The following is a 26,297-nucleotide window of genomic DNA, read 5'->3' as shown; positions in this document are numbered from 1 at the left end:
GAGCCCATCGACCACACGCAGAAGAACGTGCTGCGCGAGGGCAAGGCCCTGCACCCGATCATGGAGCGCGTCATGGCCATTCACGTGGCCGAGGAGGCCCGCCACATCTCGTTCGCACACGAGTACCTGCACAAGCGGGTGCCAAATATGAAGCGCTCCTCGCGTTTCTGGCTATCGCTGCACGTTCCGATCATCATGCGGGTGCTGTGCCAGGCCATCGTCGTGCCTCCTAAGGCGTTCTGGAGGGAATTCGACATCCCGCGCTCGGTGAAGAAGGAGATCTTCTTCGGTAGCCCCGAGGCGCGTCAGTTCCTGCGCGGCATGTTCGGTGACGTCCGGATGCTGTGCCACGACACCGGGTTGATGAACCCGATCGCCAAGCTCATCTGGCGCATCTGCAAGATCGATGGCCGGGCCAGCCGCTACCGCAGCGAGCCCCAGCGCCAGCACGTGGTGGCTGCGGCCTAGAGCGGTCGTCTTCTCCCATGCCACACGTCATCACCCAGTCGTGCTGCAGCGACGGGTCCTGCGTCTACGCCTGCCCGGTGAACTGCATCCACCCGACGCCCGACGAACCCGGTTTCGCGACGGCCGAGATGCTTTACATCGACCCGGTCGCATGCGTGGACTGCGGGGCCTGCGTCAGCGCCTGCCCGGTCGGCGCCATCGTCCCCGAAACGAAGCTGGTCGACGCGCAGCTGCCGTTCATCGAGCTGAACGCGGCGTTCTACCCGAAGCGCGAGGGCAAGCTGCCGCCCACCTCCAAGCTGGCGAAGGTCATCGAGGCGCCGGTGGTGCACTCCCGTCCCGCAGGCCCGTTGACGGTGGCGATCGTGGGCTCAGGTCCTGCCGCCATGTATGCGGCCGATGAGCTGCTGACGCAGCGCGGCGTCGTCGTGAACGTCTTCGAGAAGCTGCCGACGCCGTATGGACTCGTGCGCGCAGGTGTCGCGCCCGATCACCAGACCACCAAACGCGTCAGCCGACTGTTCGACCGCGTGGTCCGGTTGCGCGGCTTCAACTTCTTCCTCAACGTGGAAGTGGGCAAGCACGTCAGCCACGCCGAACTCGCGGCACACCACCATGCCGTGCTCTACGCGGTCGGCGCGTCGAACGACCGCCGCCTCGACGTCGAGGGCATGGGCCTGACGGGCAGCGGCACCGCCACCGAGCTGGTCGCGTGGATCAACGGCCATCCCGAATTCACCGATCTGCCAGTCGATTTGAGCCACGAACGCGTGGTGGTCGTCGGCAACGGCAACGTCGCGTTGGACGTGGCCCGCATTCTGACGAGCGACCCGGACGACCTGGCCCGCACCGACGTCTCCGATCACGCGCTGGCCGCCCTGCGGAACTCCAGCGTCCGAGAGGTCGTGATCGCGGCCAGGCGTGGGCCCGCCCAGTCGGCGTTCACGTTGCCCGAGCTGATCGGGCTGACGGCAACGCGCGACGTGGTGCTCGACGCGGCTGACCACGACCTGGTGCTGCGCGATTTGGCTGAACTCGGTGACGGCACCGAGGACCGCCTGACGCGCAACAAGCTCGAGATCCTCGCCAAGCTGAGCGACGCCGACGCCCCCATCGAACGGCCACGCATTCGCCTTGCCTACCGCCTGACGCCGCAGCGAATCCTCGGAGCCGACCGCGTCGAGGGCATCGCGTTCACGGTTACCGGTGGTGATGAGATCCGCCGACTCGACGCGGGTCTGGTTCTGACGTCGATCGGCTACCGCGGCAAGCCGATTCGCGATCTGCCGTTCGACGACGTGACCGCGGTCGTGCCGAACGACGCCGGGCGGGTCATCGGGATGCGGGGCGCCTATGTCGCCGGCTGGATCAAGCGCGGCCCTACGGGATTCATCGGCACGAACAAGTCGTGTGCGGCGCAGACGGTGCACGAGCTCGTCGCGGACTACAACACCGGCCTGCTGATCGACCCGTCGACCACACCGCGTCACCTGGGCCAACTGATCGAGGCCCGCCAACCCGCCGTCGTCGATTCGGCGGGATGGCAGGCCATCGACTCCGCGGAGATCGCGCGGGGCGGGGACACCCGCCCGCGTGACAAGTTCACCGCGATCCCCGACATGCTGGCGGCGGCTGCCTCGGCGCCGACGCCATCACTGGGGCAGCGGTTGCTCGCGGGGCTGCGGCGTTAACTGCTCCCGCCCAGCATCGCCGCCCGCAACAGAATCCCGTCGAGTCGACGACCGATGACCGCGCCCACGGGCAGGTCGCCGGCGATGGCCAGATTCTCGTCGGCCACGTCCTCGGCCCACTCGATTGGCCAACCTCCGTCTGCGAGGCTGGTCTGGAACGCCAGGACCATCTCGTCGGGAGTCAGCTCCGACTCGATGACCCTTGCGGTCGTGGTCGCCCGGTGTGATGCCGCTCCGGCGAAGCCGCGACCGCACCCGCATGGGCCGTCCGGATCGTAGCGGTCCTTCGCGCACGGCTCCTGGATCCATACCAGCTCGCCGTCGATGCAATGGTGGTAGTCATTGGGTTCCAGGCCTTGCGTAAGTCCTGTTCCAACAAGGATTCTCATGAGCTCGTACTCCTGGCTTGACGATCGCTAGAATGGTGGTTCGTCACCGGGCGGCGTCGGCGGCGGAGGCGGAGGCGGGCGCCAGTCCGCGGTGATGCGTTCGTCCTCGAGCGGATCGTTTACCCATGAACACCATGGACTGGTGCTGGGCTTTCCGCCCTTGAAGACGAGGAGCTTTCGTCGCATGTCGTTACGCCATGTGCGTAGTTCGAGTTCCCGGCTTCTGGCGCGATTGACCTTCCGCGTCTCCGCGTTGGAGGCGCGCCGAGCACTCAACTTGTTGCGTGCGAGCGTGTTACGGGCCGACTTCTCGCGGCGCCGACTGTGCCTTCGTGGCACCGGTTCGGCACATGCCGGCGGCCGCATCTGAGGAAAGAGGTCGGCGCCCGCTGGAGTGTTGCAGTAGACGCGTCCCGTCGGGGAGGTCAACACGACGGTGCCGTCGGGAAGTTGTACGTCCCGCCAACCGTTGGGGCCGCCGTGAAACGTCTTGAGTCGATGGTGCTGTCGGCAGTAGCACTTGTTGTTGCCCGGTACGGTGAGGCCGCCGGCACTGGGCCTCGTGTGGTTGAAGGGCACGGTGTGGTCGATGTCGGCGTTCCAGGCCGGACGGTCGCACCCAGGGAAGCAGCAGGTCAGGTCGCGGCAGCGAGTCCATCGCTCGAGTGCTGCACTGGGTTGGTAGTGCAGGGCTTCCGCGGCGTTGGCGGTGGCTTCGGACAACAGCCGTAGCACAGCCGATTCGGCGAGTCGGCGCACCTGCTCCGCGTCGATCACGCCGTAGCCCTCGAGATATCCGGGCTGATCGCTGCACCCGGTGACCGTTTCCTGGCTGGCGAGCACGTTGATCACGAACCTTGGGGGAGAGGGGTGTTCGCCATTGAGACGACTGGGGCAGTCGGCATGGGTGCAATCGCACGTGAAGGCGCGGCCCTCGCCGAGGGCGAGCAGTGCATCGACCCGACGCTGGTCGACAGTGCGCGGATCACCGGGGCAAACTGCGGTGGCCAGCTCTGAGAGGCGCTTGTCGAAGACGGCTGCAGCGGGAGCGGGGAGGCTGCCGCGCAGCTGGCCATGCCATTTGGTTGGGCGACGATGCTGATGCTGCGCGCAGTGTCGGCGGTGACGCGACGTTCCTTGGCGGCCTCTGGGTCGATGTCGCGCACCGCAGCGTCCACCGCGTTGATGACTCGGCGCCGCGACCAGCACTGCCACGAATCGATGCGGTCCGCCATCAACCGATCCAGCAGCGGCATCAGCCCACCGTCGACGAGATCGGTACGCGTGATGATGAGATGCGCTGTCCGCCAATCGATCCGACCAACCGCGAGAAGTCGCGCGACCTCGGGCAGCCGGGTATCGAGCGCCTCGGCGTGGCCGACGAGTTGGCTGGCGGCCTTCGGAGACAGGTTCACCGCCGCGGATACCTCGGCGGACGTCCTGGCGAACCCGGTGATCAACGCATGACCGGGGTCAGCTGACGGCGCTCCCTCGGCTTCGGCGGTGCGATGCCATAGCAGTGCCGCGACCGCCGAGAGCCGTCGTGCGATCAGCAGCGATTCGCTGCGGTGGCATTCCTCGATCTCGCCGACCAGGGCGTCCGGTGAACGTTCCTGGAACATGTGTGTTCGAGTATGCCAAGGGAATACGACACCCGCGGAAGTTATCCACAAGCCATCTGCCGGCCTGGGTCAACCCTGTTGCGAACCCATCGCCGCGGCGATCTCCTCCGAGCTGACCTCGCGCACGGGCTGCCCGAGCGACCACTGGTGGCCGAACGGGTCGCGCACCATGCCGTAGCGGTCGCCCCAGAACTGGTCCTCCAGCGGAGCCACCACCGTGGCACCGGCGTCGATCGCCCTGGCGAACGCGGACTCGACGTCGGGCACCTGAAGGTGGATCGTGACGGGCGTGCCGCCGAGGGCCTTGGGCGTTGACGACTTGCCGTCGTTGAAGTCGGGGAAGTCGTCGTTGAGCATCACCATCGAGCCGTTGATGTTCAGCGCCGCGTGGACGAGCCTGCCGTCGGGGTGCGGCACCCGACCGTATTCGGTGGCGCCGAAGGCCGATACGTAGAAGTCGATGGCCGCGGCGGCATCGTCGACGACGAGGTGGGGGGACAGGGACGGTTGTACTTCGATCGCCACGGTGGGCTCCTATCGACGGTGGATGTCACTGATACCGACTCGTCGTCGCGCAAGTTCTCATCGCGGGCTAGACGACGGAGAATTCGAGCGGCAGTGCGGCCCGGCCCGTCAGGGCAAGCAGTACCGGCGCACCCGCGCCGAGAAGCACGCTGACCCGCGCCGCGAGCACCGTGGCCTCGGTCAGCACGTCGTCGGGAATGGTGAAGTCGGCTCCCGTAGCCCGCGCGATGTCGAGGCCGTGGACCGCCAGTTCGAACACCCGGGTCGGCAGATAGCTGCTCAACCGGATGCCCAGCCCGCCGATCACCTCGATCAGCGGGTCAGCGGCGCTCTCCAGGTCGCCGAGCGCCCGTTGCACCAACGCGTCGACCGTCGTCGCGGGATGCGCGCCGAGATCTCGGCCGGCTTGGCGGCCACGCTCGATGACCGCCTCGGCGCCCACGCTCGACGCGTAGCCGGCGATCTTCGCGTAGTAGTCGGCCGCGCTCGGCAAGTCCTCGCGGTCGGCGGAGGTCTGCAAGTAGGTACTGACGGTGATCAGGGACCGCGAGGCGTGCCCGACGAGGGCGCGCAGATCCCAGTCGCCGAGGCCTGGCCCGTCCCAGGCCGACTCGGGGATCGCGCGGACCAGTGCGGCGAATGACGTTGCCGCCGAGCTGAAAGTCGCGCGACTGCTCACCGAAGCCGTCATGATGCCTTGATCTGGTCCCAACCCTCGACGGATTCCGGGGTGCGAGGCTCCGGGCCGACGTAGATGGCTGCCGGACGGACCAGCTTCCCGAGCCCCTTCTGCTCGAGGATGTGCGCGCACCACCCGGCGGTGCGCCCACAGGTGAACATCGCGGGCATCATCTTCGGGGGAACCCCGGCGAAGTCGAGCATCACCGCGGCCCAGAACTCGACGTTGTCTCGATCGCGCGGTCGGGACGCCGTTCGCGCAGCTCGGTCAGGGCGGCCTGCTCAAGGGCGGCCGCCACTTCGTAGCGCGGTGCGTCCAGTCGCTTGGCGGTTGCCCGCAGTACGCGGGCGCGGGGGTCCTCGGCCCGGTAGACGCGGTGCCCGAAGCCCATCAGCTTGTCCTTGCGGTCGAGGATTCCCTTGATCACGGCACGGGCGTCGTCGGAGCGCTCGACCTCCTCGATCATCGGCAGCACGCGGGCCGGAGCACCGCCGTGCAGGGGCCCGCTCATGGCGCCCACGGCGCCGGACAGAGACGCCGCGACGTCCGCGCCCGTCGACGCGATCACCCGTGCGGTGAACGTCGAGGCGTTCATGCCGTGCTCGGCCGCGGTGACCCAGTAGGCGTCGATGGCCTCGACGTGCCTCGGGTCGGGGTTGCCCTTCCAGCGCGTCATGAAACGCTCCGTGACGGTGGAACATTCGTCGATGGTTCGCTGCGGGACCGCGGGCTGGTGGATGCCGCGCGCCGACTGCGCGACATAGGAAAGGGCCATCACCGACGCCCGGGCCAACTGGTCCCGCGCGGTGTCGTCGTCGATGTCCAGGAGCGGCAGATAGCCCCAGATCGGGGCGAGCATCGCCAGGCCCGCCTGCACGTCCACCCGGACGTCGCCGGTGTGGATGGGCAACGGGAAGGGTTCGGCGGGCACCAGGCTGCGCCCGAATCTGCCGTCGACCAGCAGTGACCACACGTCGCCGAAGGTGACGTGCCGGGTGACTAGGTCCTCGATGTCGACGCCGCGGTAGCGCAGTGCGCCGCCGTCCTTGTCGGGTTCGGCGATCTGGGTGGTGAAGGCGACGACGCCTTCGAGGCCCTCCACGAAGCCGTCGGGGATCTTGGACGCGCTTGTCATGGCCCGATTCTCGCACTCGGGCGATCGTTGATTACTACCGGTCGGTAACGAGTCGGAGAACCCGGGCGCGTAGCTTCGGGATCGTGGTTTCGGAGGGCAGGCGCGCAGCGACCGGGGATCAGAACGGCGACGACCGTGAGCGCCTGGCACGCATGCGAGTGGAGTACGGGTCGGTCGAGAAGGACGGGAGCCCCGACCTCGACGCCGACTGGCTCGCCGACGGGTGGATCGTGCTGTTGCGCAGGTGGTTAGCCGATGCCGAGAGTGCGGGCATCGCGGAGCCGAACGCCATGGTGGTGGGCACCGTCGACGCCGAGGGAAGGCCCATGACCCGGACCGTGTTGTGCAAGGGCGTGGATCTCGGCGGCATCACGTTCTTCACCAACTACGAGTCGGCCAAGGGCGAGCAGCTCGCGACGACGCCGTACGCGTCGGCGACGTTCCCGTGGTTCGCCCTGGGCCGTCAGGTGCACGTCCGCGGACCCGTGACGAAGATCCCACCGGAGGACACGGCCAGGTACTGGGCCAAGCGTCCCCGCGGCTCCCAGTTGGGGGCATGGGCGTCGCACCAGTCGCACCAGATCCCCTCGCGCGCGGCGCTGCTCGCGCAACTCGCCGCGGTGACCGAGCGGTTCGAGGGCGTCGAATCCATCCCGGTGCCGCCGAACTGGGGCGGCTACCGGATCGCCCCCGACGCGGTCGAGTTCTGGCAGGGCCGCGAGAACCGACTGCACAATCGGATCCGGGCGACGGGCGCAACGGAATCGAGCCCCGCCCGCGTCGAGCGACTCCAGCCCTAGGCGTGGCGAGCCTCTTCGCCGACACCACCCCGCTGCGGACGCCGGACTTCCGCCGCTTGTGGCTCTCGGGCATCGTCACCGTCATCGGCGCGAACCTCACGGTCTTCGCCGTGCCGGTCCAGCTGTACGCGCTGACGCAGAACTCCGCCTACGTCGGGTTGTCGGGCGTCTTCGCGTTGGTGCCGTTGGTGGTCTTCGGTCTGTGGGGCGGTGCGTGGGCGGACGCGATGGACCGCAGACTCCTGCTGGTGATCGCGTCCATCGGGCTCGCGGTGTCGTCGGTGTTTCTCTGGCTGCAGGCCGCGCTCGGTCTCGACAACGTGTGGGTGGTGCTGTGTCTGCTGTCGGTGCAGCAGGCGTTCTTCGCGATCAACAGCCCGACGCGATCGGCTGCGATCCCGCGAATGCTGCCGCTCGAGCAGCTGCCTGCGGCGAACTCCCTGAATATGACGGTCATGCAGTTCGGTGCCATCGTCGGGCCGTTGCTGGCAGGCGTGATGCTGCACTTCGTCGACCTGTCGACGCTGTACGCGATCGACGCGATCACCTGTGTGGTGCCGATCTGGGCGACGTTCCGGCTGGCGAAGATGCCGCCGACCGGCACCGCGCAGGGTTGGTCGAAGTGGGGTTTCGCGGCGGTCCTCGACGGGTTCCGCTACCTGGCAGGCAACCGCGTGGTGCTGATGTCCTTCGTCGTCGACCTGATCGCGATGATCCTCGGCATGCCGCGGGCGCTGTTCCCCGAGATGGCGCACCAGAGCTTCGGCGGGCCCGTCGAGGGAGGGTCGGCGATGGCTTACCTCTCCGCGGCGATTGCGGTGGGCGCCGTCGCGGGTGGTGTGTTCTCCGGCTGGTTGCCACGCGTCCATCTCCAGGGGAGGGCGGTGGTCGTCGCGATCGTCGTATGGGGAGTGGCGATGGTGGGCTTCGGCCTGGCCGCTGGGCTGGCGGGCGGGGGGGCGAACGGGTTCCTCTGGGCCGCTTTGGCGTTCCTGGCGATCGGCGGCGCCGCGGACATGGTCTCGTCGGCGTTCCGCTCGACGATCCTGCAGCAGGTGGCGTCCGACGAGCTGCGCGGTCGCCTGCAGGGCGTCTTCACCGTCGTGGTTGCGGGCGGCCCGCGGCTGGCCGATGCCGTGCACGGTGCCAGCGCCGCGGTCATCGGCACGACGGTGACCGCGGCGGGCGGTGGCGCGCTGGTCGTCGTCGGTGTCGGCGTGGCAGCGCTGTTGGTGCCCGCGTTCATCCGATACCGCGTCTGAACTCCTTAGCCCACCGACTGACGTGAGCAACCGGGTTAACATGTCCTCGTGGCCGACGTGTCGAGGGAGGTGTCGCTCGGCCTTCGTGAGCGCAAGAAACTCAGGACTAGGGCGGTGCTCATCGATGCCGCCATGGAGTTGTGTCTAAGGCAGGGCTACGAGCAGACCACCGTCGAGCAGATTGCCGCCTCCGCGGACGTGTCACCTCGAACGTTCAGCCGTTACTTCCCGACCAAGGACGCGGTGTTCCTGACTCTCATCGAGGACTACGCCCAAGAGGTGGCCATCGAACTGGAGAAGGTGCCGTCGGAAGTGGGGCCGCTCGAGGCCATACGCCAGGCTCACGTCGCGGTCCTGACGCGGGTTGCTGGTCGTACGGTCGGCAAGCTCAGTACCGAACGCATCATCCTCATGCTCCGCGTCATCAACGCGTCGGATTCGCTCAAACAGGCGTCGTTCGAGTTCCGGCACGACGTGACCGAGGTGATTCTGGCCAAGCGCATGGGTGTCGATCTCGACGACCGCCGGGCGCGTCTGGTGTCCGTGATCTTCTCGGCCACCATCGTGGCCGCGTGCGGAGACCTCATCGCCGACACCGAAACCGTCCGGCTGGGGCCGACGGTCATGGTCGATCGCCTCAACGAGGCGTTCGGGCAGTTGGCGGTGATGACGTCCGACCTGCAGTCTCCACGGGCGCGGGCCGACTACGAGCCTGTGTATGGCTGACCGAACCCCAGCGTTTGGTCTGCGAGAACGCAAGAAATTGCGGACCCGCGCTACATTGATCGAGGCTGCCGCCGAACTCTGCGTCAAACGGGGTTACGACAACACGACGGTCGAGCAGGTCGCCGCCGCCGTGTCACCGAGGACCTTCAGCTGGTACTTCCCTACGAAGGAATCCGTCGTCGTGGCGGTCGCCGACGAGATGGACACGATGGCGGTGATGATCCAGATCGTGAACGGGTCGGCGTCGATCAAGGCCTCGGCCCTCAGCCAACAGCGGGCACTGTCGGAGAACGCATCTACCACGGTGATCGCCCGGCGACTCGGGGTGGCACCGGGAGACCCTGCGGTGACCATGGTCGCCGACATGTGGACGGTGTTGTTCGCCACGTCGTTCGCAGGGCTTGGGCAGCCGGGTGACGACCCGATCGAGGCGAATATCGTGTGCGATCGCCTGTGTGCTGCGGTCGAGTTGTTTCGCCGGTCCTGGTCACCATCCAACGCACACCGGCACGCGCGCCAGAACGCCGTTCGAGGCCAACCCCCGCAAGCGCGCAAATCGGATAGCGACTACCTTCCACTAGTGACGGACAGCTTCGTTCCGGTCGACAACCGTAGAAGGGGTTAACGTGCCCGAAGACTCCAGTTCCGACGCGGCAGCCACGCTCCGGTACCCGGGGGGCGAGATCGACCTGGAGATCGTGAAGGCGACGGAGGGTTCCGACGCCATCGCGTTGGGGTCGCTGCTGGCCAAGACCGGCTACACCACCTACGACGGCGGCTTCGTCAACACCTCGGCGACCAAGAGCGCCATCACCTACATCGACGGTGACGCGGGCATCCTGCGCTACCGCGGCTACCCCATCGAGCAGTTGGCCGAGAAGTCGACGTTCATCGAGGTCAGCTACCTGCTGATCTACGGGGAGCTGCCCACGACCGACCAGCTCGAGAAGTTCACCACCCATATCCAGCGGCACACCTTGCTGCACGAGGATCTCAAGCGTTTCTTCGACGGCTTTCCCCGCAACGCGCATCCGATGCCCGTGCTGTCCAGTGCCGTCAACGCGCTGTCCGCGTACTACCCGGATTCGGTCGACCCGCTCGACACGGAGCAGGTCGAGCTCTCGACGATTCGGCTGCTGGCCAAGCTGACCAACATCGCCGCCTACGCCTACAAGAAGTCGGTCGGCCAGCCGTTCCTCTACCCAGACAACTCGCTGACCCTGGTCGAGAACTTCCTGCGGATGACGTTCGGGTTCCCTGCCGAGCCCTACGAGGTCGACCCGGAGATCGTCAGGGCGCTCGATCTTCTGTTGATCCTGCATGCCGACCACGAGCAGAACTGCTCGACGTCGACGGTGCGACTGGTCGGCTCGTCGCAGGCCAACCTGTTCACGTCCATCTCCGGCGGAATCAATGCGCTGTGGGGCCCCCTGCACGGCGGCGCCAACCAGGCCGTGCTGGAGATGCTGCAGGGCATCAAGGAGAGCGGCGGTGACGTTCAGGAGTTCGTCCGCAAGGTGAAGAACCGCGAGGACGGCGTCAAGCTGATGGGCTTCGGCCACCGCGTCTACAAGAACTACGACCCGCGGGCGCGCATCGTCAAGGAGCAGGCCGACAAGATCCTCGGCAAGCTCGGCGTCCAGGATGAGTTGCTGGACATCGCCAAGGCTCTCGAAGAGGTGGCGCTCACCGACGACTTCTTCGTCGAACGCAAGCTCTACCCCAACGTCGACTTCTACACGGGCGTGATCTACCGGGCGATGGGCTTCCCGACGCGCATGTTCACCGTGCTGTTCGCCCTCGGCCGGCTGCCTGGCTGGATCGCGCACTGGCGCGAGATGCACACCGAGCCGAGCAAGATCGGCCGTCCGCGCCAGATCTACACGGGTTACACCGAGCGCGACTACGCCGACATGGACATCCGCGACTAGTTCCTTCGCGCGAGCGTGCGCTCGGGCATGACGAAACTCACGCCGATCGAACTTGCGCCGCCGATTGTTGTAGATTCACAATAGTTGTGTGGATACAAGTATTGACGCGCTGATGCCCCGGCGAAAGGCCATCATTCTGGTGTCCTGCTGTCTGAGCCTGCTGATCGTGTCGATGGACGCGACGATCGTCAACGTCGCGATACCGAGTATCCGCACCGACCTGCACGCGTCGCCGTCGCAGCTGCAGTGGGTGGTCGACGTCTACACCCTGGTGCTGGCGTCGTTGCTCATGCTCTCAGGCGCGACGGGCGACCGCTTCGGCCGCAGGCGGGTGTTCCAGATCGGCCTCGTCGTATTCGCCGTCGGCTCGCTGCTCTGCAGCATGGCTCCCAACATCGAGACGCTGATCATCGCGCGCCTGCTGCAAGCCATCGGCGGGTCGATGCTGAATCCCGTTGCGCTTTCGATCATCTCGCAGGTCTTCACCGGCCGCGTCGAACGGGCGCGCGCACTGGGCTTCTGGGGCGCGGTGGTCGGTATCTCGATGGCGCTCGGACCGGTCGTCGGCGGTTTCCTGATCGAGTTGATCAGCTGGCGCGCCGTGTTCTGGATCAACCTGCCGATCTGCGCGGCCGCAATCGTGCTGACGGCGATCTTCGTGCCCGAAACCAAGTCGAAGACAATGCGCAACATCGACCCGGTCGGCCAGGGTCTGGCGGTGTTGTTCCTGTTCGGCGTGGTCTTCACGCTCATCGAGGGCCCGAGTTACGGCTGGAGCAATCCGCGCGTCGGCGCGGTCGCGGTGGTGGCGGTCACCGCCTTCGTGGCCTTCCTGCGCTACGAGTCCAAGCGCCGCGACCCGTTCATCGACCTGCGCTTCTTCCGTAGCACTCCCTTCGCCGGTGCGACGCTGACCGCGATCTGCGCATTCTCGGCCTGGGGCGCGTTCCTGTTCATGATGTCGCTCTACCTACAGGACGAGCGTGGGTACTCCGCCATGCACACGGGCTTGATCTTCGCCCCCATTGCCATTGGCGCGCTGATATTCTCGCCGATGTCCGGCCGAATGGTCGGCCGCTTCGGCGCTCGTCCGTCACTGCTGGCGGCCGGCGTCCTGATCACCACCGCGTCCGTTCTGCTCACCTTCCTGACCAAGACCACCCCGGTGTGGGGGCTGTTGGTGATCTTCGCCGTGTTCGGCATCGGCTTCTCGATGGTGAACGCCCCGCTCACGAATGCGGCGGTGAGCGGAATGCCGCTGGACCGGGCGGGTGCCGCTTCGGCGGTGACGTCGACCAGCCGTCAGATCGGGGTGAGTATCGGTGTGGCGCTGTGCGGTTCAATCGCCGGTTCGGCGCTCTTGCACACCGGCGCGGACTTCGCCGCATCTGCACGGCCCCTGTGGTTCATGTGCGTCGGGATCGGCGTCGTCATGACGGTGTTGGGATACTTCTCGACGACCCCGCGTGCCCTGGAGTCGGCCGAGCGTCTCGCTCCGCTGATCGCGGGGACCGCCGCACCCAAGGTGGGTGTCCATGCCGGGTGACGGAAGCGCCGACGAGGTATGGCGCGCCATGGCCGCGGTGGTGTTCGACAACCGCGACGCGTGGAGGCGGGACGTCATCGAAACCACCGGGCTTCCCTTCAGCAGGGTCCGGGTGCTCCGCAGGCTCGCCAAGCGGCCGATGACAGCCAAGGAGATCGCCAAGGCCGCCACCATGGACGCTCCGGCCACCACTGTCGCGGTCAACAATCTCGAGGATCGCGGACTCGTTGTACGCGAAGCACATCCGACCAACCGACGGTGCAAGGTGGTGTCGCTGACCGAGGAGGGGCGCCGAGTGGTCGCGATCATCGATGGGGTCGACGATCCCGCGCCGCGTCCGTTCGCCGCGCTGAGCCCGGCCGAACTGAAGACCCTGGAGTCGATTCTGGCCAAGTTGGCCTCAGGCTGATTTATCAGTCCGGTCGTCAATTACCGGAATCGAACGCGCCCGGCCGAATATCCTGACTCCGTCCAGCGGGAGGGGTGGGCGATGACGGCAGCGTTGTGTCGCAGTTGCGGTGCGCAACCGCGACCGGAGGCCAAGTTCTGCGACGAGTGCGGCGGGGCGTTGGGCCGCGACGCAGGTCTTGCCGAGTACAAGCAGGTCACGGTGCTATTCGCGGACGTGGTGCACTCCATGGACATCGCCGCCGCCCTCGGGGCCGAGCGGCTCCGCGAGGTCATGACGCAGGTGTTCACGCGATCCGCGGCGATGGTGGAACGCCATGGCGGCACCGTGGACAAATTCACCGGTAGACGGGCTGATGGCAGAGAAGAGCGGTTCGCATTGAACATCGTGCCGTTTCTGGACACCTATCTGGCGCTGAGCATGGCCGAGCAGGGCCACGTGAACCTCGCCGTGGAGCGGCTTTGGACACTCACCGACGAGATGTTGCGCGATGGACATCTGGCGAATGTCGAGGTGACGTTGGCTTTCCTCGCCCAGATTCTGTTGTCCCAGGGGCGAATCGACGAAGCGGGTAGCGCGATCGAACGTCTCGTCGCCGTCAACCGAGAGCTACGTTGGGCTACCAGGGACGTAGCGGTGCTTGGGTTGCGTGCGCGGCTCGCGCTGGCCGACGGCCGTGGCGAAGACTCCACCTACCGGGAGCTGCGAGACCGTTACCGCGCCATGGCGAACGACCTCGGCTTCGAGGGCCACATGGCGTGGGCACACGCCATGCCCTAGCTCTCCAGCACCGCCATCGCGGCGTTGTGGCCGCCGACGCCCGATACCGCACCGCCGCGCCGGGAACCCGAGCCGCACAACAGGATCCGCTCATGGCCGGTCGCCACGCCCCAGCGCTGAGCCGGAGTGTCCAGCGGCTCGCCGTCTTCGACGAACGGCCAGCGTAGCGCGCCGTGGAAGATGTTGCCCGCCGTCATGTTCAACGTTGCCTCGAGGTCTGCTGTCGTCTTCGTCTCGACGCAGGCTCTGCCGTGTGCATCGGTCATCAGGACGTCTTCGATGGGCTCGGCGAGAACGGAGTTCAGCGAGGCGAGCACCGCCTCGGTGAGGGTGCGACGCATCGTCTCCGGATCGGCCGCAGCGAGGGGGTGCGGAGTGTGCAGGCCGAAGACCGTGAGCGTTTGCGCCCCGGTGCGGCGCAGGTCGTCGGACAGGATCGTGGGGTCGGTGAGGGAGTGACAGTAGATCTCGCACGGAAGGGGATCGGGGACCCGGCCCGCCGCTGCCGCGTCGTATGCGGAGTCGAGTTGCGCGAACGTCTCGTTGATGTGGAACGTCCCACCGAATGCCGCTTCGGGAGAGACGCTTTCGTCGCGCAGGCGGGGCAACCGCCGCAGCATCAGGTTGACCTTCACCTGCGCGCCAGGCGCGGTCTGCGGCTCGGGTTCACCGAGCAACCGGGCGAGCAGCGTCGGCGTCACCCCGGACAGCACGAAGCGGGCTCGGACGACACGTTCTGCACCGTCCGCTCGATATCGCACCCCGCCGTCCAAGTCGAGTGCGTAAACGTCTGCGCCCGTGATGATCTCGGCACCGTGGCAGCAGGCGGCCGCGGCGAGCGCCCCGCTGACCGCTCCCATGCCTCCGATGGGCACGTCCCACTCACCAGTGCCGTTTCCGAGCAGGTGATACAGGAAGCACACGTTCTGGATCAGCGTCGGGTCGTCGGTGCGCGCGAACGTCCCGATCAGCGCGTCCGTCGCCATCACGCCACGGAGCACGTCGTTGCGGACGGTCTCGGTGATCGCGGCGCCGATGGGACGTTCGATCATCTCCTGCCAGCCGGCGTCGGCGTCGGGGTCGCCGCCCGCGAGCACGTGTCGATGGACATCGGACCTGGTGCGCAGCGGCTGCACCAAGGTCGGCCACAACCGCTGCGTGACCGCGTGACAGCGCCCGTAGAACGCGTCGAAGCCGTGCGCGTCGTCGGCTGCACCGATGGAATCGAAGTGGCCCCCTGGTCCCACCAGCAGTCCGGTGCGGCCCGCGGTGCTCGGATCCGGCGTGTAGGACGAGTACGTACGCCGGGCCAGGCGGATCCGGGCACCCAGGTCATCGGTGATGCTGCGGGGCAGCAGGCTGACGAGGTAGGAGTACCGCGAGAGCCGGGCATCGACTCCGTCGAAGGCATGTGCCGAGACCGCGGCGCCGCCGACGTGGTCGAGCCGTTCGAGCACCGCGACCCTCAGTCCCGCCTTGGCCAGGTAGCCGGCTGCGACCAAGCCGTTGTGACCGCCGCCGACGACGACGGCATCGAACTGTTCCTCGTGCGTCACGGCCCGGCTCAGTTCAGATAGCCCTCTACTTCACCCTCTGGTCGTACGCTGGCCTGATCGGGGTTCTCGCCCGTCTCCCGCAGCGCCCGCCGCTGCCGCAGCAGGTCCCAACACTGGTCGAGCTGCACCTCGAGCCCGCGAAGCCGCCGATGTTCCTCGGTCTCGTCGATCTCGCGGTGTTGAAGCTTGGAGCGCAGCTCCTTCTCCTCGGCGACGAGTTCGTTGACTTGGGCGAGAATGTCTGAGTCCTTCGGGTCCGTAGCCACGCCTCTAGTCTGCCCGACTACGGTGTCAACCGTGGCTACTAAACCCGAGATCGAATTTCCCGACGGTCCCGCGCCTGCAGAGCTCGTCATCGAAGACGTCGTCGTCGGCGACGGCGCCGAGGCGGTAGCCGGTGGCACCGTGACGGTGCACTACGTCGGCGTCGAGTACGACACCGGCGAGGAGTTCGACAGCTCCTGGAACCGCAACGAGTCCATCGAGTTTCCGCTGCGCGGCCTGATCGAGGGCTGGCAGGACGGCATTCCGGGGATGCGCGTCGGTGGCCGTCGCAAGCTGACCATCCCTCCGGTGAAGGCCTACGGCCCTGCCGGATCCGGGCACCGGCTGTCCGGTAAGACGCTGATCTTCGTCATCGACCTGCTCGACGCCCGCTGACGGCACGAGGACGGGGAGTACCCATGTCTACGGACTCCAGGTTCTACCGACGGCAACCGGGTGTCGGTTGGGTGGTGGCTCTCATCGCGGTCCCCCTACTGCTCGCAGTGATCGGGTGGAGCGCGTCGATGGGGTCGCAGAAGTCCGTCGAACTCGACACGCCGAGTGTCGGCCCGTCGGCATCGCTGACGATTCCGCAAGCTCCTTCGGCCCGCCCGCCGAGCCCCGACGCGGGCGCCAAGTTCGGCGCCATGTCGATCGTGCGCAGCGGCAACGGTTTCACGCTGACGGGCGAGCTGCCCGATGCGTCGTTGAAGGCGTCGTTGGGGGAATCGCTCAAGCAGGCGATGCCTGGCGCCAAGATCGTCGACGACCTCACCGTCAAGCCCGGCGTCAGGGGCCCCGAATTCTCCGGGCTCGGTGGCCTGTTCGGCGCCGCTCTGGACATTCCCGGGTTCAGCGCCAAGCTCGACGGTGACACCGTGACGTTGGCGGGGACGGCTTCCTCGGTGGTCATCAAGGCCTCGGCGGAGTCCGCAGCAAGGGTGGCTTGGCCGAGCGTGGCCGTCGTCAACGACATTCAGGTGGCCGTTGGGAGTGCCGTTCCCACCGGTGGGTGCGCCTCGCTGCAGGCCGACATCACCAGCTTGCTGAGGACGCCGATCAACTTCGACACCGACGGGTTCACCCTCGAATCCGGCTCCAAGGGGCTGGTCAACCAGGTCGCCGACAAGGTGAAGGCGTGCCCGACGGCAAAGATCACGGTCGTCGGGTACACCGACGACACCGGAGGCGACGGCGTCAACGTTCCCCTCAGTGCGAGCCGCGCGAAAACCGTTGCGGATGCCCTCGTTTCGGACGGTGTCGCCGGGCCCGGCGTCACGTCGCGGGGAGCCGGCTCCGCCAAGCCGGTCGCAGGCAACGACACCCCGGCGGGTCGCGCACAGAACCGCCGCGTCGAGATCACCGTCGGTTAGGGGAGATTGGACATGGGCTTCTTGATCCAGTGGGTGTGGTACCTGTTGGCGTTCCTGTTGGGATCGGGCGTGGCCTGGCTGGTCGCCGCCATCTGGATCAAACGCACCAGTGAGGAGGACGCAACGTGAACTGGTGGTTGATGGCCCTGGCGTTCGCCCTCGGGTTGGTCCTGACGGCGTCGTTCACGATCCGCAGAGACGCCCGCGACGCGGCGGTTGCGACAGTCGAGCCGGAAGTCACCGAACCGGACGTCACCGAGCCGGAAGTCACCGAGCCCGAAGTCACTGAGCCGGAAGCTGATCCGCCCGAGGCCCCGTCCGATCCACATGGTCCCGGTTCGGCAAGGCCGAACGCCGACGGTGCCGGACCGCAGGGCTGGACGGTCAAGGCCAATGAGGAGTCGAAGCTCTACCACTCACCGCAGAGTCCGTCCTTTGGCGTGACGCGCGCCGAGGTGTGGTTTCGCGACGCCGAGACGGCAGAGGCGGCGGGCTTCAACCGGTGGGACAGCGGCAAGTCTCAGCGCGGGATGAAGCCACGCGACTAGGACGAGGCTAGGACGGGCCGGGCAGGCACAGCAACAGCCGAACGCCCCCGAGGGGGCTCTGCTCCAATGATGCGGTGCCGCCGTGCAATTCGGCCTGCTGGGCCACCAGCGCCAGCCCGAGACCGGACCCCGAGTGTGATGCCGTGGAGCCGCGGGAGAAGCGCTCGAAGACGACCTTGCGTTCCTCCTCGGGTATCCCCACCCCGTCGTCGTCCACGGCGATCTCGACACCCGCTCGCGAACTCACGGCGGAGAGCTGCACCCGGGTCGCTCCGCCGTGCCTCACGGCGTTGGCGATCGCGTTGTCGACGGCCAGCCGCAGTCCAGCGGGCAGACCCAGGATGATCACCGTCGGCGTAGGCACCAGCGACACGTCGAGCTCGGGGTACACGCGCATCGCGTCGTGCGCGGCGCGGTCGAGCAACTCGGTGATGTCGACGGGTACGTGGTCGTCGGAGGTCGACAACTCGCCCTGCGCCAGCCGCTCGATGGCCCACAGCGTCGATTCGATGCGGGTCTGCGTCCTGATCACGTCGTTGAGTACTTCCTTGCGCTGGTCCTCGGCCAGGTCGAGGGTGGCGAGCACCTCGAGGTTGGTGCGCATGGCCGTCAGTGGGGTGCGCAGCTCGTGCGACGTGACGGCGGCGAAGTCGCGCGACGAGACCAGCGCGGCCTTCGTGCGGTCCTGCTCCTCCCAGATGCGGGCGACCATGCCGTTGACGGCGTCGGCGATCTCCACTGCCTCAGTGGCGCCGCGCACCTCGATGTCGGGCGCCTCACCGCCCACGTCGATCGCCCGGGTCTGCTGGGCGAGGCGTTTGAGCGGCCGCACCGCGAACGCGGCGAGCAGCCAGCCCGCGACCGCCGCGGCGCCGATGGCGCCCGAGCAGATGATGATCACCCGGCGATGCAGGTTGTTGGTGTCGGCGATGGTGAAGTCGTACGTGGCGCCGACGGCGGCCAGCATCGGGCCCTGCAGGCTCTGGATCTCGACCGTCCGCACCCGGTATCGCACGCCGCCGACGTAGGTGTCCGCGTAACCGGGAGGCAGCTCGGGCAGGACGACGTTCGAGTTCGACGTCACCTCGCCGTTCTTGCGCACGGTGATGATGGCGTCCTGGTGGTTGGGCGACTTCGGGATCTCGTCGAGGCCCCTTGGCAGGAACGGGATTGCGAAGCCCGCCGCTTCATCTAGCCTGCGGTCGAGCCGCTCCTTGCGGTCGTTGGTGATGCCGATCCACACGATCGTGCCGACGATGCCGACGACGATTGCGGCCGCGATCGCCGTCGCGAATGCCACGCGGGTCCGCAGCGACGGTGTCCGTCGGAAGACGCGCGAGAGCACGTTCATGGCTACTGCTTCCGATTCCTCGCGCAAGCGCTCGTCACTGCTGCCTAAGCACGAATCCCACGCCACGCACCGTGTGCAACAGTCTGGGCGCCCCGCCCGCCTCGAGCTTGCGGCGGAGGTATCCGATGAACACGTCGACGACGTTGGTGTCGGCGGCGAAGTCGTAGCCCCACACCAGCTCGAGCAGCTGGGCCCGGGACAGCACGGCGGTCTTGTGCTCGGCCAGCACGGCGAGGAGATCGAACTCCCGCTTGGTCAGGTCGACGTCGACTCCGTTGACGCGGGCCCGTCGACCCGGGATGTCCACTTCCAGCGGTCCGACGGCGATGGTCTCCGACGAGAACGTCGCCGTCGCGCCCCTGCGCCGCAGCAGCGCCTTGACCCGGGCCACCAGCTCGGCCAGCACGAACGGCTTGACGAGGTAGTCGTCGGCTCCGGCTTCGAGGCCTGCGACCCTGTCGTCGACGGAGCTTCGCGCGGACAACACACAGACCGGCACGTCGTTGTCCATCGCCCGCAGCGCGGTGACCACGGACACTCCGTCGAGGATCGGCATGTTGATGTCGAGCACGATCGCGTCGGGCCGCGTTTCGGTGGCGCTGCGCAGTGCCTCCGCGCCGTCCACGGCCGTGGTGACGTCGAAGCCGGACAGCCGCAGGCCTCGTTCGAGCGAGGCGAGAACGTCGGGATCGTCGTCCACCACGAGCACTCGGGGGGAGCTCACACCGCTGTCCATAGGGTCATCTTGCCTGATGCCGTTCTTCCTGTGGGGTAGGCGCGTGATGACGAGGGCGAAGCGTCCCGCGAGAATTGACGGGTCGACACGCCGATCATGAGCTGCGACTGATATTTTCGACGCTCATGCAGCCGAGCGGCCCCCGCCTGATCGTCGAGCCCGATGACGGCCTTGATCCAGTCCTTCAATTCATCGAGTCGGCGCAGACGTCGCTCTTGGTCAAACAGTTCACGTTCACCGACGAAACCCTGACCCAGACCGTGATCGAACGGAGGAAGGCGGGCGTCGATGTACGGGTGATGCTCAATGCGGCGCGGTCCGGTGGTGACCGGGCCAACGACGAGACCTTCGAGCGGTTCCAGAATGCCGACATCGACGTGCAGTGGGCCAATCCGAAGTTCTACGTCACACATGAGAAGTCCATCGTCGTAGACGAGAATGCCGCCCTGGTCGCCTCGTTCAACCTGTGCCTGAAGTACTTCACCCTGACCAGGGACTACGGCGTGATCACCCACGATCCGTGCCATGTCGCGCAGATAATCGACGTCTTCAACGCCGACTGGAACCACGACGACTGGGTGCCGTCGGCTTACGAAGGTCTGCTGTGGAGTAACTCCAACTCGCGCTGGCACATGGCCCAGTTCATCGACACCGCCACTGAGCGCCTCGACATTCAGCACCCCAAGTACGTGGACGCGGTGATCCTCGATCGCATCGCGGCCGCGATCGACCGCGGGGTGAAGGTGCACGTCCTGTGCGGCGGTAAGCACGGGATCAGCGAATGGGACGTGCTCGACACGTTCGCCTCGCTCCGCACCCTGAGCCGGTTCGGCGCCAAGGTGCACAAGCAGAAGAACCTCAGGGTGCACGCGAAGCTCCTGATCGCCGATGACGAGCAGGCCCTGGTCGGGTCGATGAACATCGATCGCAGTGCGTTCGATCTTCGGCGCGAACTCGGCATCACCGTCACCGATCCCGCCGTCGTCGCACGCTTGAAGTCGGTCTTCACATCGGACTGGGAACTCTCGCATCAGTACTCGCCACCCGATCCCCTCGACCCGTCGCAACATCAAGAGGACGACTTCCCCCACGACCACGAACTGCGTCATGAGTGAGGAGCCCTCATCGGGCCTCGCACGAGAAACAGTCTCGCTGATCGAACTGGGGTGGACGTTCAACCACATCGCCCTGGCGTCGTTCGGCGGCGGCCTCTCGGCGTGGTCGCGGGAGGTCCTCGTCGTGGAGAAGCGATGGATGGGTGAGGCCGAGTTTCTCTCCGCGATGACGATGTGCCGGATCCTGCCCGGCGCCAATCAGGTGAACATGGCGGTTTTCACCGGCACCAAGATGCGGGGGATGCCGGGGGCGGTGGCAGCAGTCGTCGGCCTCTGCCTCGTGCCGCTGGTGATCGTGTTGTTCCTTTCGTGGCTGTACTTCCAGTTCAAAGAGGTGCCTGCAGTCAAGGGGGTGCTGCACGGAGCGTCGGCGGCGGCCGTCGCACTGACGTTGGCGATGGTGATCAAGACGGGCCAGAAGTGCCTGACCGGAGTGATCCCGTTGGCCTTGTTCGCGTTGGCGTTCCTACTCAACGGCGTGCTGCGCTGGCCCCTGCTCGGCGTGCTGGCCGTCGTCGCGCCGCTCGCCCTGATCTGGGCCTGGCCCAAGAAGTCGAAGCAACAGCCCGCGTGAGTACGTACCTGCAGCTCGTCGTCCTGTTCGGCTCGCTGTCGCTGATGTCGATCGGCGGCGGCAATGCCGTGCTGCCCGAAATGCACCTGCGTTCGGTTCAGCAACAGCACTGGCTGAACAACACGCAGTTCGCCGATCTGTTCTCCATCTCCCAGACGGCGCCTGGGCCAAGCATCCTGATCGTGGGGATGGTCGGCTACGCCGCCGGATTGCCGGTCGGCGGGGTGTTGGGCGGCATCCTCGGCGGCGTGATCGCCACCGCGGCCATGGTCATCCCGGCCGCGTCGCTGGTCTACGCCATCACGCTGTTCTGGCAGAAGGCCGAGGAGTCCAAGTGGCGGATCGCGGTGGAGAAGGGATTCGCCCCGCTGACGGTCGGCCTGATCCTGGCCTCGTCGCTGGTGATGAGCCGCGTCGCCGACCACGACTGGCGGGCGTACTCTTTGACGGCGGTGTGCACGTTGATCTTCGTGCGCAGCAAGCTCAATCCGCTCGTCGTGGTCGCGGTGGCCGGGGTGATCGGATACTTCGGCTTCGTCTGAGGTGCCGACGGCACGGCGGCGGTCTCTCCTGGCATTCGCGAATTCGATCACTACGGGTATAGCCCGCAAATGGGCATGTCCATTGGGCGACACGGGGGTAATGAATTGACCTCATCAATCGTTGAGGTTTTACGGTGATCGGATGAGCTTTGAGATGGTGGCGCGCCAGACGCTGAACCGGCAGACGCGCGCACGCGCCGGTGATCTTCGCGCACTGGTGAACCGTGTCCTACTGAAGCGCATCTGGCAATTCTCCGAGCGCCACCACCGGCGCCTCGGCGGTTTCGTGCTCGTCAGCGTGGTGAGTGCGCTGCTCGCGGTGACCACGCCGGTCCTGGCGGGCCGGGTCGTCGACGCGATCGTGCACGGCGGCCAACCGACCACGGTCGTGCTGATCGCGTCCGTCATCGCGTTGGTGGCATTGGCTGAGGCTGCGATCGGGTTGTTGACCCGATGGCTATCGTCGCACATCGGCGAGGGTCTGATCCTCGACCTGCGCACTGCGGTGTTCGACCACGTCCAGCGGATGCCGGTGGCGTTCTTCACCAGGACCAGGACCGGCGCTCTGGTCAGTCGTCTCGGCAACGACGTGGTCGGTGCCCAACGGGCGTTCTCCGACACGCTCTCGGGTGTGGTGGGCAACCTGGTGACGCTGGCGCTGACGCTGGCCGTGATGCTCAGCATTTCGTGGCAGATCACCGTGCTGTCGCTGGTGCTGACGCCGCTGTTCCTGCTGCCGGCCCGCCGCATCGGCGCCTCGATGGCGACACTGAGCCGCGAGAGCGCGATCTACAACGCGACGATGAACACGCAAATGACGGAACGGTTCTCAGCGCCGGGTGCGACGCTGGTGAAGCTGTTCGGCGATCCGGGCCGCGAGTCCCAGGAGTTCGCGACGCGGGCGGGCCGGGTCCGCGACATCGGGGTCCGCACCTCGATGTTGCAGGCCACCTTCATGAATTCGCTGACCTTGATGTCGGCGCTCGCGCTGGCGCTGGTGTACGGCCTCGGCGGCGTGCTGGCGATCGGTGGGCACCTTCAGGCAGGCGCGATCGTCTCGCTCGCGCTGCTGCTGACCCGGCTGTACGCGCCGCTGACGGCGCTGGCCAACGCGCACGTCGAGATAGCCAGTGCCCTAGTCAGTTTCGAGCGGGTCTTCGAGGTGCTGAACCTGACGCCACTGATCCGGGAGCGGCCGGACGCGGTGCCGGTTCCAGCCGGCCTCGTCGGCGTGGAGTTCGACGACGTCCGGTTCGGCTACCCGTCGGCCGACAAGGTGTCGCTGGCGTCCCTGGAGGAGGTAGCGGTGCTCGACGACAGGGGCGGCGACGAAGTGCTGCACGGTATTTCGTTCACCGCCGAGCCGGGACAGATGGTCGCGTTGGTGGGGTCGTCGGGTGCGGGCAAGTCGACCATCGCCTCGCTGCTGGCCCGGCTCTACGACGTCGACTCCGGCGCGGTCCGGTTGTCCGGCGCCGACGTGCGCGACGTAACGTTCGCATCGTTGAAGGACACCGTCGGCGTCGTGACGCAGGATGGCCACCTGTTCCACGAGTCGATCCGCGCGAACCTGCGCCTGGCCGCGCCGGACGCGTCGGACGATCAGCTGTGGGACGCGTTGCGCCGGGCGCGGTTGGCCGACGTCGTGGCCGACATGCCCGATGGGCTCGACACCGTCGTCGGCGAACGCGGTTACCGGCTCTCCGGTGGCCAGCGACAACGGTTGACCATCGCGCGCCTGCTGCTCGGATCCTCGCGTGTGGTGGTGCTCGACGAGGCGACGGCGTCGCTGGACTCGGAGTCAGAGGCCGCCGTGCAGCAGGCGCTGGCCGAAGCGCTCTCCGGCCGCACGTCGTTGGTGATCGCCCACCGGCTGTCGACGATCCGCGCCGCCGACGTCATCCTGGTCGTGGAGGACGGCCGCATCGTCGAACGCGGTACGCACCGCAAGCTGCTCGCCCGTCGCGGTCGTTACGCCGAGTTGTACGAGACACAGTTCGGCGACGAGACGGCCGCCGCATGACGACAGTCGACGAGTCGGGGCTTCGCTCCGAACCGGCCATTGCGCCACCACCCCGCCGGATCAGGTCGTCCTCGGACATCCTTCGGCTGCTGCCGTATCTGAAGCCCTACCGGGTGCGGTGGAGCGCGATGCTCATCGCGGCCCTGCTCAGCCTGGTCGCCACCGTCACCATTCCGCTGATGACCAAGGCCGTGATCGACGGACCGGTGCGTGACCAGGATCAGCAACAGCTGTGGGTACTCGGTTCGGCCGCGATGGCCGTGCTGGTCTCTGAAGCCGTGCTCTGGTTCATCCGCCGCTGGCTGGTGGCCAGGGCCACGATGGGCGTCGAGGCCGACATCCGCAAGGACCTCTACGCGCGGCTGCAGATCCTGCCGATGTCCTTTCACGGCAAGTGGCAGTCCGGCCAGCTGCTCTCGCGGGTGATGAACGACCTGAGCACGATCCGCCAGTTCCTGTCGTTCGGGCTGCTGTTCCTGTTGCTCAACGTCATTCAGATCGTCGTCGTGACGGGCATTCTGCTGGCGATGTACTGGCCGCTTGGCGTCGTGGTGGTGGTGTCGATCGTGCCGATCACCTTGACCGTCCTGCACTTCCAGCGTCAGTTCACCAAGCTGTCGCGTGCCGCACAGGATCAGTCCGGCAACGTCGCCACCCACGTCGAGGAGCAGGCGCTCGGGCTGCGGGTGGTCAAGGCGTTCGGCCGCGAGCAATACGCCTACGAGCGGTTCGACCAGCGCGCGACCGCCCTGTTCGACACCGAGGTCGGCAAGGTCGGGGTGCAGGCGAAGTTCTGGACACTGCTGGAGGCGATCCCCAGCGTCAGCCTCATCATCGTGCTCGGCCTTGGCGCTTACGCCGCGGGCAGCGGGCTGGTCACCATGGGCACGCTGGTCGCCTTCATCACGATGATGCTGTCGCTGGTGTGGCCCATCTCCTCGCTGGGCTTTCTGCTGTCGATGACCCAGGAATCGATGACGGCGGCCAATCGCGTCGCCGAGATCTTCGACGAGCCGCTGGAGATCACGGACGGCCCGCAAGGCGAAGCTCCGCGCGGCGGGCGCCTGGAACTCGTCGACGTCGGGTTCCGGTTCCCCGCTGACGACAAGGTCGCCGCCGGGGCGGCTCCGGAAGACGTTTGGGTGCTGCGACACGTCGACCTCACGGTCGAACCCGGCGAGACGCTCGCTCTCGTCGGCGCGACGGGCTCCGGCAAGTCGGTTCTGGTGTCACTGCTGTCGCGGCTGTACGACGTCTCCGAGGGAGCGATCCTCATCGACGGGCGTGACATCCGCGAGCTGTCTCTGCCCGCGCTGCGGCAAGCGGTGGCGACCGCCTTCGAGGACCCGACGCTGTTCTCGATGTCGGTCGCCGAGAACCTGAAGTTGGGGCGTGGTCCGAACGATCCGGCCAGTGACGAGCAGCTGGCGCAGGCCGTCGGGGTTGCCGCCGCGGGTTTCGTCCACGACCTGCCGTTCGGCCTCGACACCCGCATCGGTGAGCAGGGCATGAGCTTGTCCGGTGGTCAGCGCCAACGTCTTTCGTTGGCCAGGGCGCTGCTCGCCGCGCCGTCGATCCTCGTGCTCGACGACACGCTCTCGGCGCTCGACGTGCACACCGAGGCCATCGTCACCGAGGCGCTGCGTCGGGTGTTGGGCTCGGTGACCGGGGTGGTGGTGGCGAACCGGGCTTCGACGGTGCTGCTCGCCGACCGGGTCGCGCTGCTGGCGGGCGGCACCATCACCCGCGTCGGGACGCACGCCGAACTGCTGGCCGACGCGCCGGAATACCGGTATCTGCTCGCCGCGGACGACGATTTCGTCGACCTCGACGACGGCGCCGAGCGCGACTGCGACTGGGAGCAGGACGAGGACCGCGACCGGCTCGACCACCTGTACCTGGAGCAGGAGCGCGAGGGTGACCACGACTACGTCGCATCCGAGGCGGAGCGGTTCCGATGAGCGCTTGCGTGAAGAGCAAGGGCCTGAGCCGATGAGCACCACCGACTGGCGCGGCCGGGCCGTCACGAACGACGACGACGATCTGCCAATCGACGAGTCGATCTCGCGGCGCCGCGAGGCGCGCACCCTGTTGGGTGGGCTGTTGCGGCCGTACGCCACCGCCGTGGCGCTGCTGGCGATCGTCGTGGTGGTGGAGAACGCCGCGCGGTTGTCGGTGCCGCTGCTGGTGCAGCGCGGCATCGACCACGGCATCCCGCCGATCGTCGACGGTGGTTCGGCACGGGAACTCCT

The 26,297-nt window shown here is 67.0% G+C and carries 25 protein-coding genes and 4 pseudogenes; 20 read left to right on the top strand and 9 right to left on the bottom strand.

The genetic code is table 11. The annotated features are described in order from the left end of the window. On the top strand, positions 1-468 hold a 468-nt coding region (locus QOI01_RS05910; protein WP_526379251.1), incomplete at its 5' end, for a diiron oxygenase. A gap of 17 nt (positions 469-485) precedes the next feature. After that, positions 486-2,159: an FAD-dependent oxidoreductase gene (locus tag QOI01_RS05905; RefSeq protein WP_526379250.1), complete on the top strand. Its 1,674-nt coding sequence runs from the start codon at positions 486-488 to the stop codon at positions 2,157-2,159. Here QOI01_RS05905 and QOI01_RS05900 read toward each other — a convergent pair. The 5 genes and pseudogenes from QOI01_RS05900 to QOI01_RS05880 all read right to left on the bottom strand — a co-directional run bounded on the left by QOI01_RS05900 (position 2,156) and on the right by QOI01_RS05880 (position 6,509). Next, positions 2,156-2,548 carry a DUF7715 family protein gene (locus QOI01_RS05900; protein WP_526379249.1) on the bottom strand — a complete coding sequence of 131 codons (393 nt, stop codon included), beginning with the start codon at positions 2,546-2,548 and terminating at the stop codon, positions 2,156-2,158. The two genes, QOI01_RS05905 and QOI01_RS05900, sit on opposite strands and share 4 nt — an antisense overlap. A gap of 27 nt (positions 2,549-2,575) precedes the next feature. Then, a pseudogene (locus QOI01_RS05895) lies at positions 2,576-4,170 on the bottom strand (HNH endonuclease signature motif containing protein). A gap of 69 nt (positions 4,171-4,239) precedes the next feature. After that, on the bottom strand, positions 4,240-4,695 hold the full coding sequence (locus QOI01_RS05890; RefSeq protein WP_526379248.1) for a VOC family protein: 456 nt from the start codon (positions 4,693-4,695) through the stop codon (positions 4,240-4,242). Between the two features lie 67 nt (positions 4,696-4,762). After that, positions 4,763-5,386, bottom strand: coding sequence for a maleylpyruvate isomerase N-terminal domain-containing protein (locus QOI01_RS05885; RefSeq protein ID WP_526379247.1), 624 nt, complete (start codon positions 5,384-5,386; stop codon positions 4,763-4,765). Continuing rightward, positions 5,383-6,509: pseudogene (locus QOI01_RS05880) on the bottom strand (citrate synthase). Before QOI01_RS05880 ends, QOI01_RS05885 begins: the two are co-directional and overlap by 4 nt. A 152-nt stretch (positions 6,510-6,661) precedes the next feature. Between QOI01_RS05880 and pdxH the strand changes: the two are divergent. The 8 genes and pseudogenes from pdxH to QOI01_RS05840 form a co-directional block, all read left to right on the top strand. Continuing rightward, a complete protein-coding gene (gene pdxH / locus QOI01_RS05875; RefSeq protein ID WP_526379253.1) occupies positions 6,662-7,309 on the top strand; it encodes a pyridoxamine 5'-phosphate oxidase in 648 nt (215 codons plus the stop codon). A 2-nt stretch (positions 7,310-7,311) separates the two neighbouring features. Further along, positions 7,312-8,571, top strand: coding sequence for an MFS transporter (locus tag QOI01_RS05870; protein ID WP_526379246.1), 1,260 nt, complete (start codon positions 7,312-7,314; stop codon positions 8,569-8,571). A 48-nt stretch (positions 8,572-8,619) separates the two neighbouring features. Further along, positions 8,620-9,297, top strand: coding sequence for a TetR/AcrR family transcriptional regulator (locus QOI01_RS05865; protein WP_526379245.1), 678 nt, complete (start codon positions 8,620-8,622; stop codon positions 9,295-9,297). Further along, positions 9,290-9,922 (top strand): TetR/AcrR family transcriptional regulator, encoded by a 633-nt coding sequence (locus QOI01_RS05860; protein ID WP_526379244.1) that lies wholly within the window; start codon positions 9,290-9,292, stop codon positions 9,920-9,922. The genes QOI01_RS05865 and QOI01_RS05860 overlap by 8 nt, the downstream gene beginning before the upstream one ends. Position 9,923: 1 nt before the next feature. Beyond that, positions 9,924-11,228, top strand: coding sequence for a citrate synthase (locus QOI01_RS05855; RefSeq protein ID WP_526379243.1), 1,305 nt, complete (start codon positions 9,924-9,926; stop codon positions 11,226-11,228). A 112-nt stretch (positions 11,229-11,340) separates the two neighbouring features. Beyond that, the gene (locus QOI01_RS05850) at positions 11,341-12,774 is read left to right on the top strand and encodes an MFS transporter (RefSeq protein ID WP_526379252.1); all 1,434 of its coding nucleotides are present in this window, start codon (positions 11,341-11,343) and stop codon (positions 12,772-12,774) included. Then, positions 12,764-13,183, top strand: a complete 420-nt coding sequence (locus QOI01_RS05845) for a MarR family winged helix-turn-helix transcriptional regulator (RefSeq protein ID WP_526379242.1) — start codon at positions 12,764-12,766, stop codon at positions 13,181-13,183. The genes QOI01_RS05850 and QOI01_RS05845 overlap by 11 nt, the downstream gene beginning before the upstream one ends. Positions 13,184-13,264: 81 nt before the next feature. Continuing rightward, a pseudogene (locus tag QOI01_RS05840) lies at positions 13,265-13,528 on the top strand (ATP-binding protein); the annotation flags it as partial. A 431-nt stretch (positions 13,529-13,959) separates the two neighbouring features. Here QOI01_RS05840 and QOI01_RS05835 read toward each other — a convergent pair. After that, complete coding sequence (locus QOI01_RS05835; protein ID WP_526379241.1) at positions 13,960-15,519, bottom strand: phytoene desaturase family protein; 1,560 nt, start codon at positions 15,517-15,519, stop codon at positions 13,960-13,962. 8 nt (positions 15,520-15,527) lie between these two features. After that, on the bottom strand, positions 15,528-15,785 hold the full coding sequence (locus QOI01_RS05830; RefSeq protein WP_526379240.1) for a DUF2630 family protein: 258 nt from the start codon (positions 15,783-15,785) through the stop codon (positions 15,528-15,530). A gap of 31 nt (positions 15,786-15,816) precedes the next feature. Between QOI01_RS05830 and QOI01_RS05825 the strand changes: the two genes are divergently transcribed. Genes QOI01_RS05825 through arfC form a run of 4 tightly spaced genes read left to right on the top strand, consistent with a single transcriptional unit; the run spans position 15,817 to position 17,704 of the window. Next, positions 15,817-16,179: an FKBP-type peptidyl-prolyl cis-trans isomerase gene (locus tag QOI01_RS05825; RefSeq protein WP_526379239.1), complete on the top strand. Its 363-nt coding sequence runs from the start codon at positions 15,817-15,819 to the stop codon at positions 16,177-16,179. A 23-nt stretch (positions 16,180-16,202) separates the two neighbouring features. Further along, complete coding sequence (gene arfA / locus QOI01_RS05820; protein WP_526379238.1) at positions 16,203-17,156, top strand: channel-forming protein ArfA/OmpATb; 954 nt, start codon at positions 16,203-16,205, stop codon at positions 17,154-17,156. 12 nt (positions 17,157-17,168) lie between these two features. Further along, complete coding sequence (arfB, locus tag QOI01_RS05815) at positions 17,169-17,285, top strand: channel accessory protein ArfB (RefSeq protein ID WP_526379237.1); 117 nt, start codon at positions 17,169-17,171, stop codon at positions 17,283-17,285. Further along, complete coding sequence (gene arfC / locus QOI01_RS05810) at positions 17,282-17,704, top strand: channel accessory protein ArfC, sunset domain variant (RefSeq protein ID WP_526379236.1); 423 nt, start codon at positions 17,282-17,284, stop codon at positions 17,702-17,704. Before arfB ends, arfC begins: the two co-directional genes overlap by 4 nt. A gap of 7 nt (positions 17,705-17,711) precedes the next feature. On the opposite strand, the gene QOI01_RS05805 is transcribed toward arfC, so the two are convergent. Then, positions 17,712-19,055: a HAMP domain-containing sensor histidine kinase gene (locus QOI01_RS05805; protein WP_526379235.1), complete on the bottom strand. Its 1,344-nt coding sequence runs from the start codon at positions 19,053-19,055 to the stop codon at positions 17,712-17,714. A 34-nt stretch (positions 19,056-19,089) separates the two neighbouring features. Then, the gene (prrA, locus tag QOI01_RS05800; RefSeq protein ID WP_526379234.1) at positions 19,090-19,791 is read right to left on the bottom strand and encodes a two-component system response regulator PrrA; all 702 of its coding nucleotides are present in this window, start codon (positions 19,789-19,791) and stop codon (positions 19,090-19,092) included. A gap of 125 nt (positions 19,792-19,916) precedes the next feature. Between prrA and QOI01_RS05795 the strand changes: the two genes are divergently transcribed. The 6 genes and pseudogenes from QOI01_RS05795 to QOI01_RS05770 all read left to right on the top strand — a co-directional run. Continuing rightward, complete coding sequence (locus QOI01_RS05795; protein WP_526379233.1) at positions 19,917-20,906, top strand: phospholipase D-like domain-containing protein; 990 nt, start codon at positions 19,917-19,919, stop codon at positions 20,904-20,906. After that, complete coding sequence (locus QOI01_RS05790; RefSeq protein WP_526379232.1) at positions 20,899-21,480, top strand: chromate transporter; 582 nt, start codon at positions 20,899-20,901, stop codon at positions 21,478-21,480. Before QOI01_RS05795 ends, QOI01_RS05790 begins: the two co-directional genes overlap by 8 nt. Then, complete coding sequence (locus tag QOI01_RS05785; protein WP_526379231.1) at positions 21,477-22,022, top strand: chromate transporter; 546 nt, start codon at positions 21,477-21,479, stop codon at positions 22,020-22,022. Before QOI01_RS05790 ends, QOI01_RS05785 begins: the two co-directional genes overlap by 4 nt. Positions 22,023-22,164: 142 nt before the next feature. Further along, positions 22,165-24,045, top strand: a complete 1,881-nt coding sequence (locus tag QOI01_RS05780; RefSeq protein WP_526379230.1) for an ABC transporter ATP-binding protein — start codon at positions 22,165-22,167, stop codon at positions 24,043-24,045. After that, positions 24,042-26,006 (top strand): ABC transporter ATP-binding protein, encoded by a 1,965-nt coding sequence (locus QOI01_RS05775; protein WP_526379229.1) that lies wholly within the window; start codon positions 24,042-24,044, stop codon positions 26,004-26,006. Before QOI01_RS05780 ends, QOI01_RS05775 begins: the two co-directional genes overlap by 4 nt. A 31-nt stretch (positions 26,007-26,037) precedes the next feature. Continuing rightward, positions 26,038-26,297, top strand: a pseudogene (locus tag QOI01_RS05770) (ABC transporter ATP-binding protein); the annotation flags it as partial.

It is taken from the genome of Mycobacterium sp. (genome assembly GCF_032162605.1).
GTDB lineage: Bacteria > Actinomycetota > Actinomycetes > Mycobacteriales > Mycobacteriaceae > Mycobacterium.
This window is presented reverse-complemented; position numbering and strand designations above follow the sequence as displayed.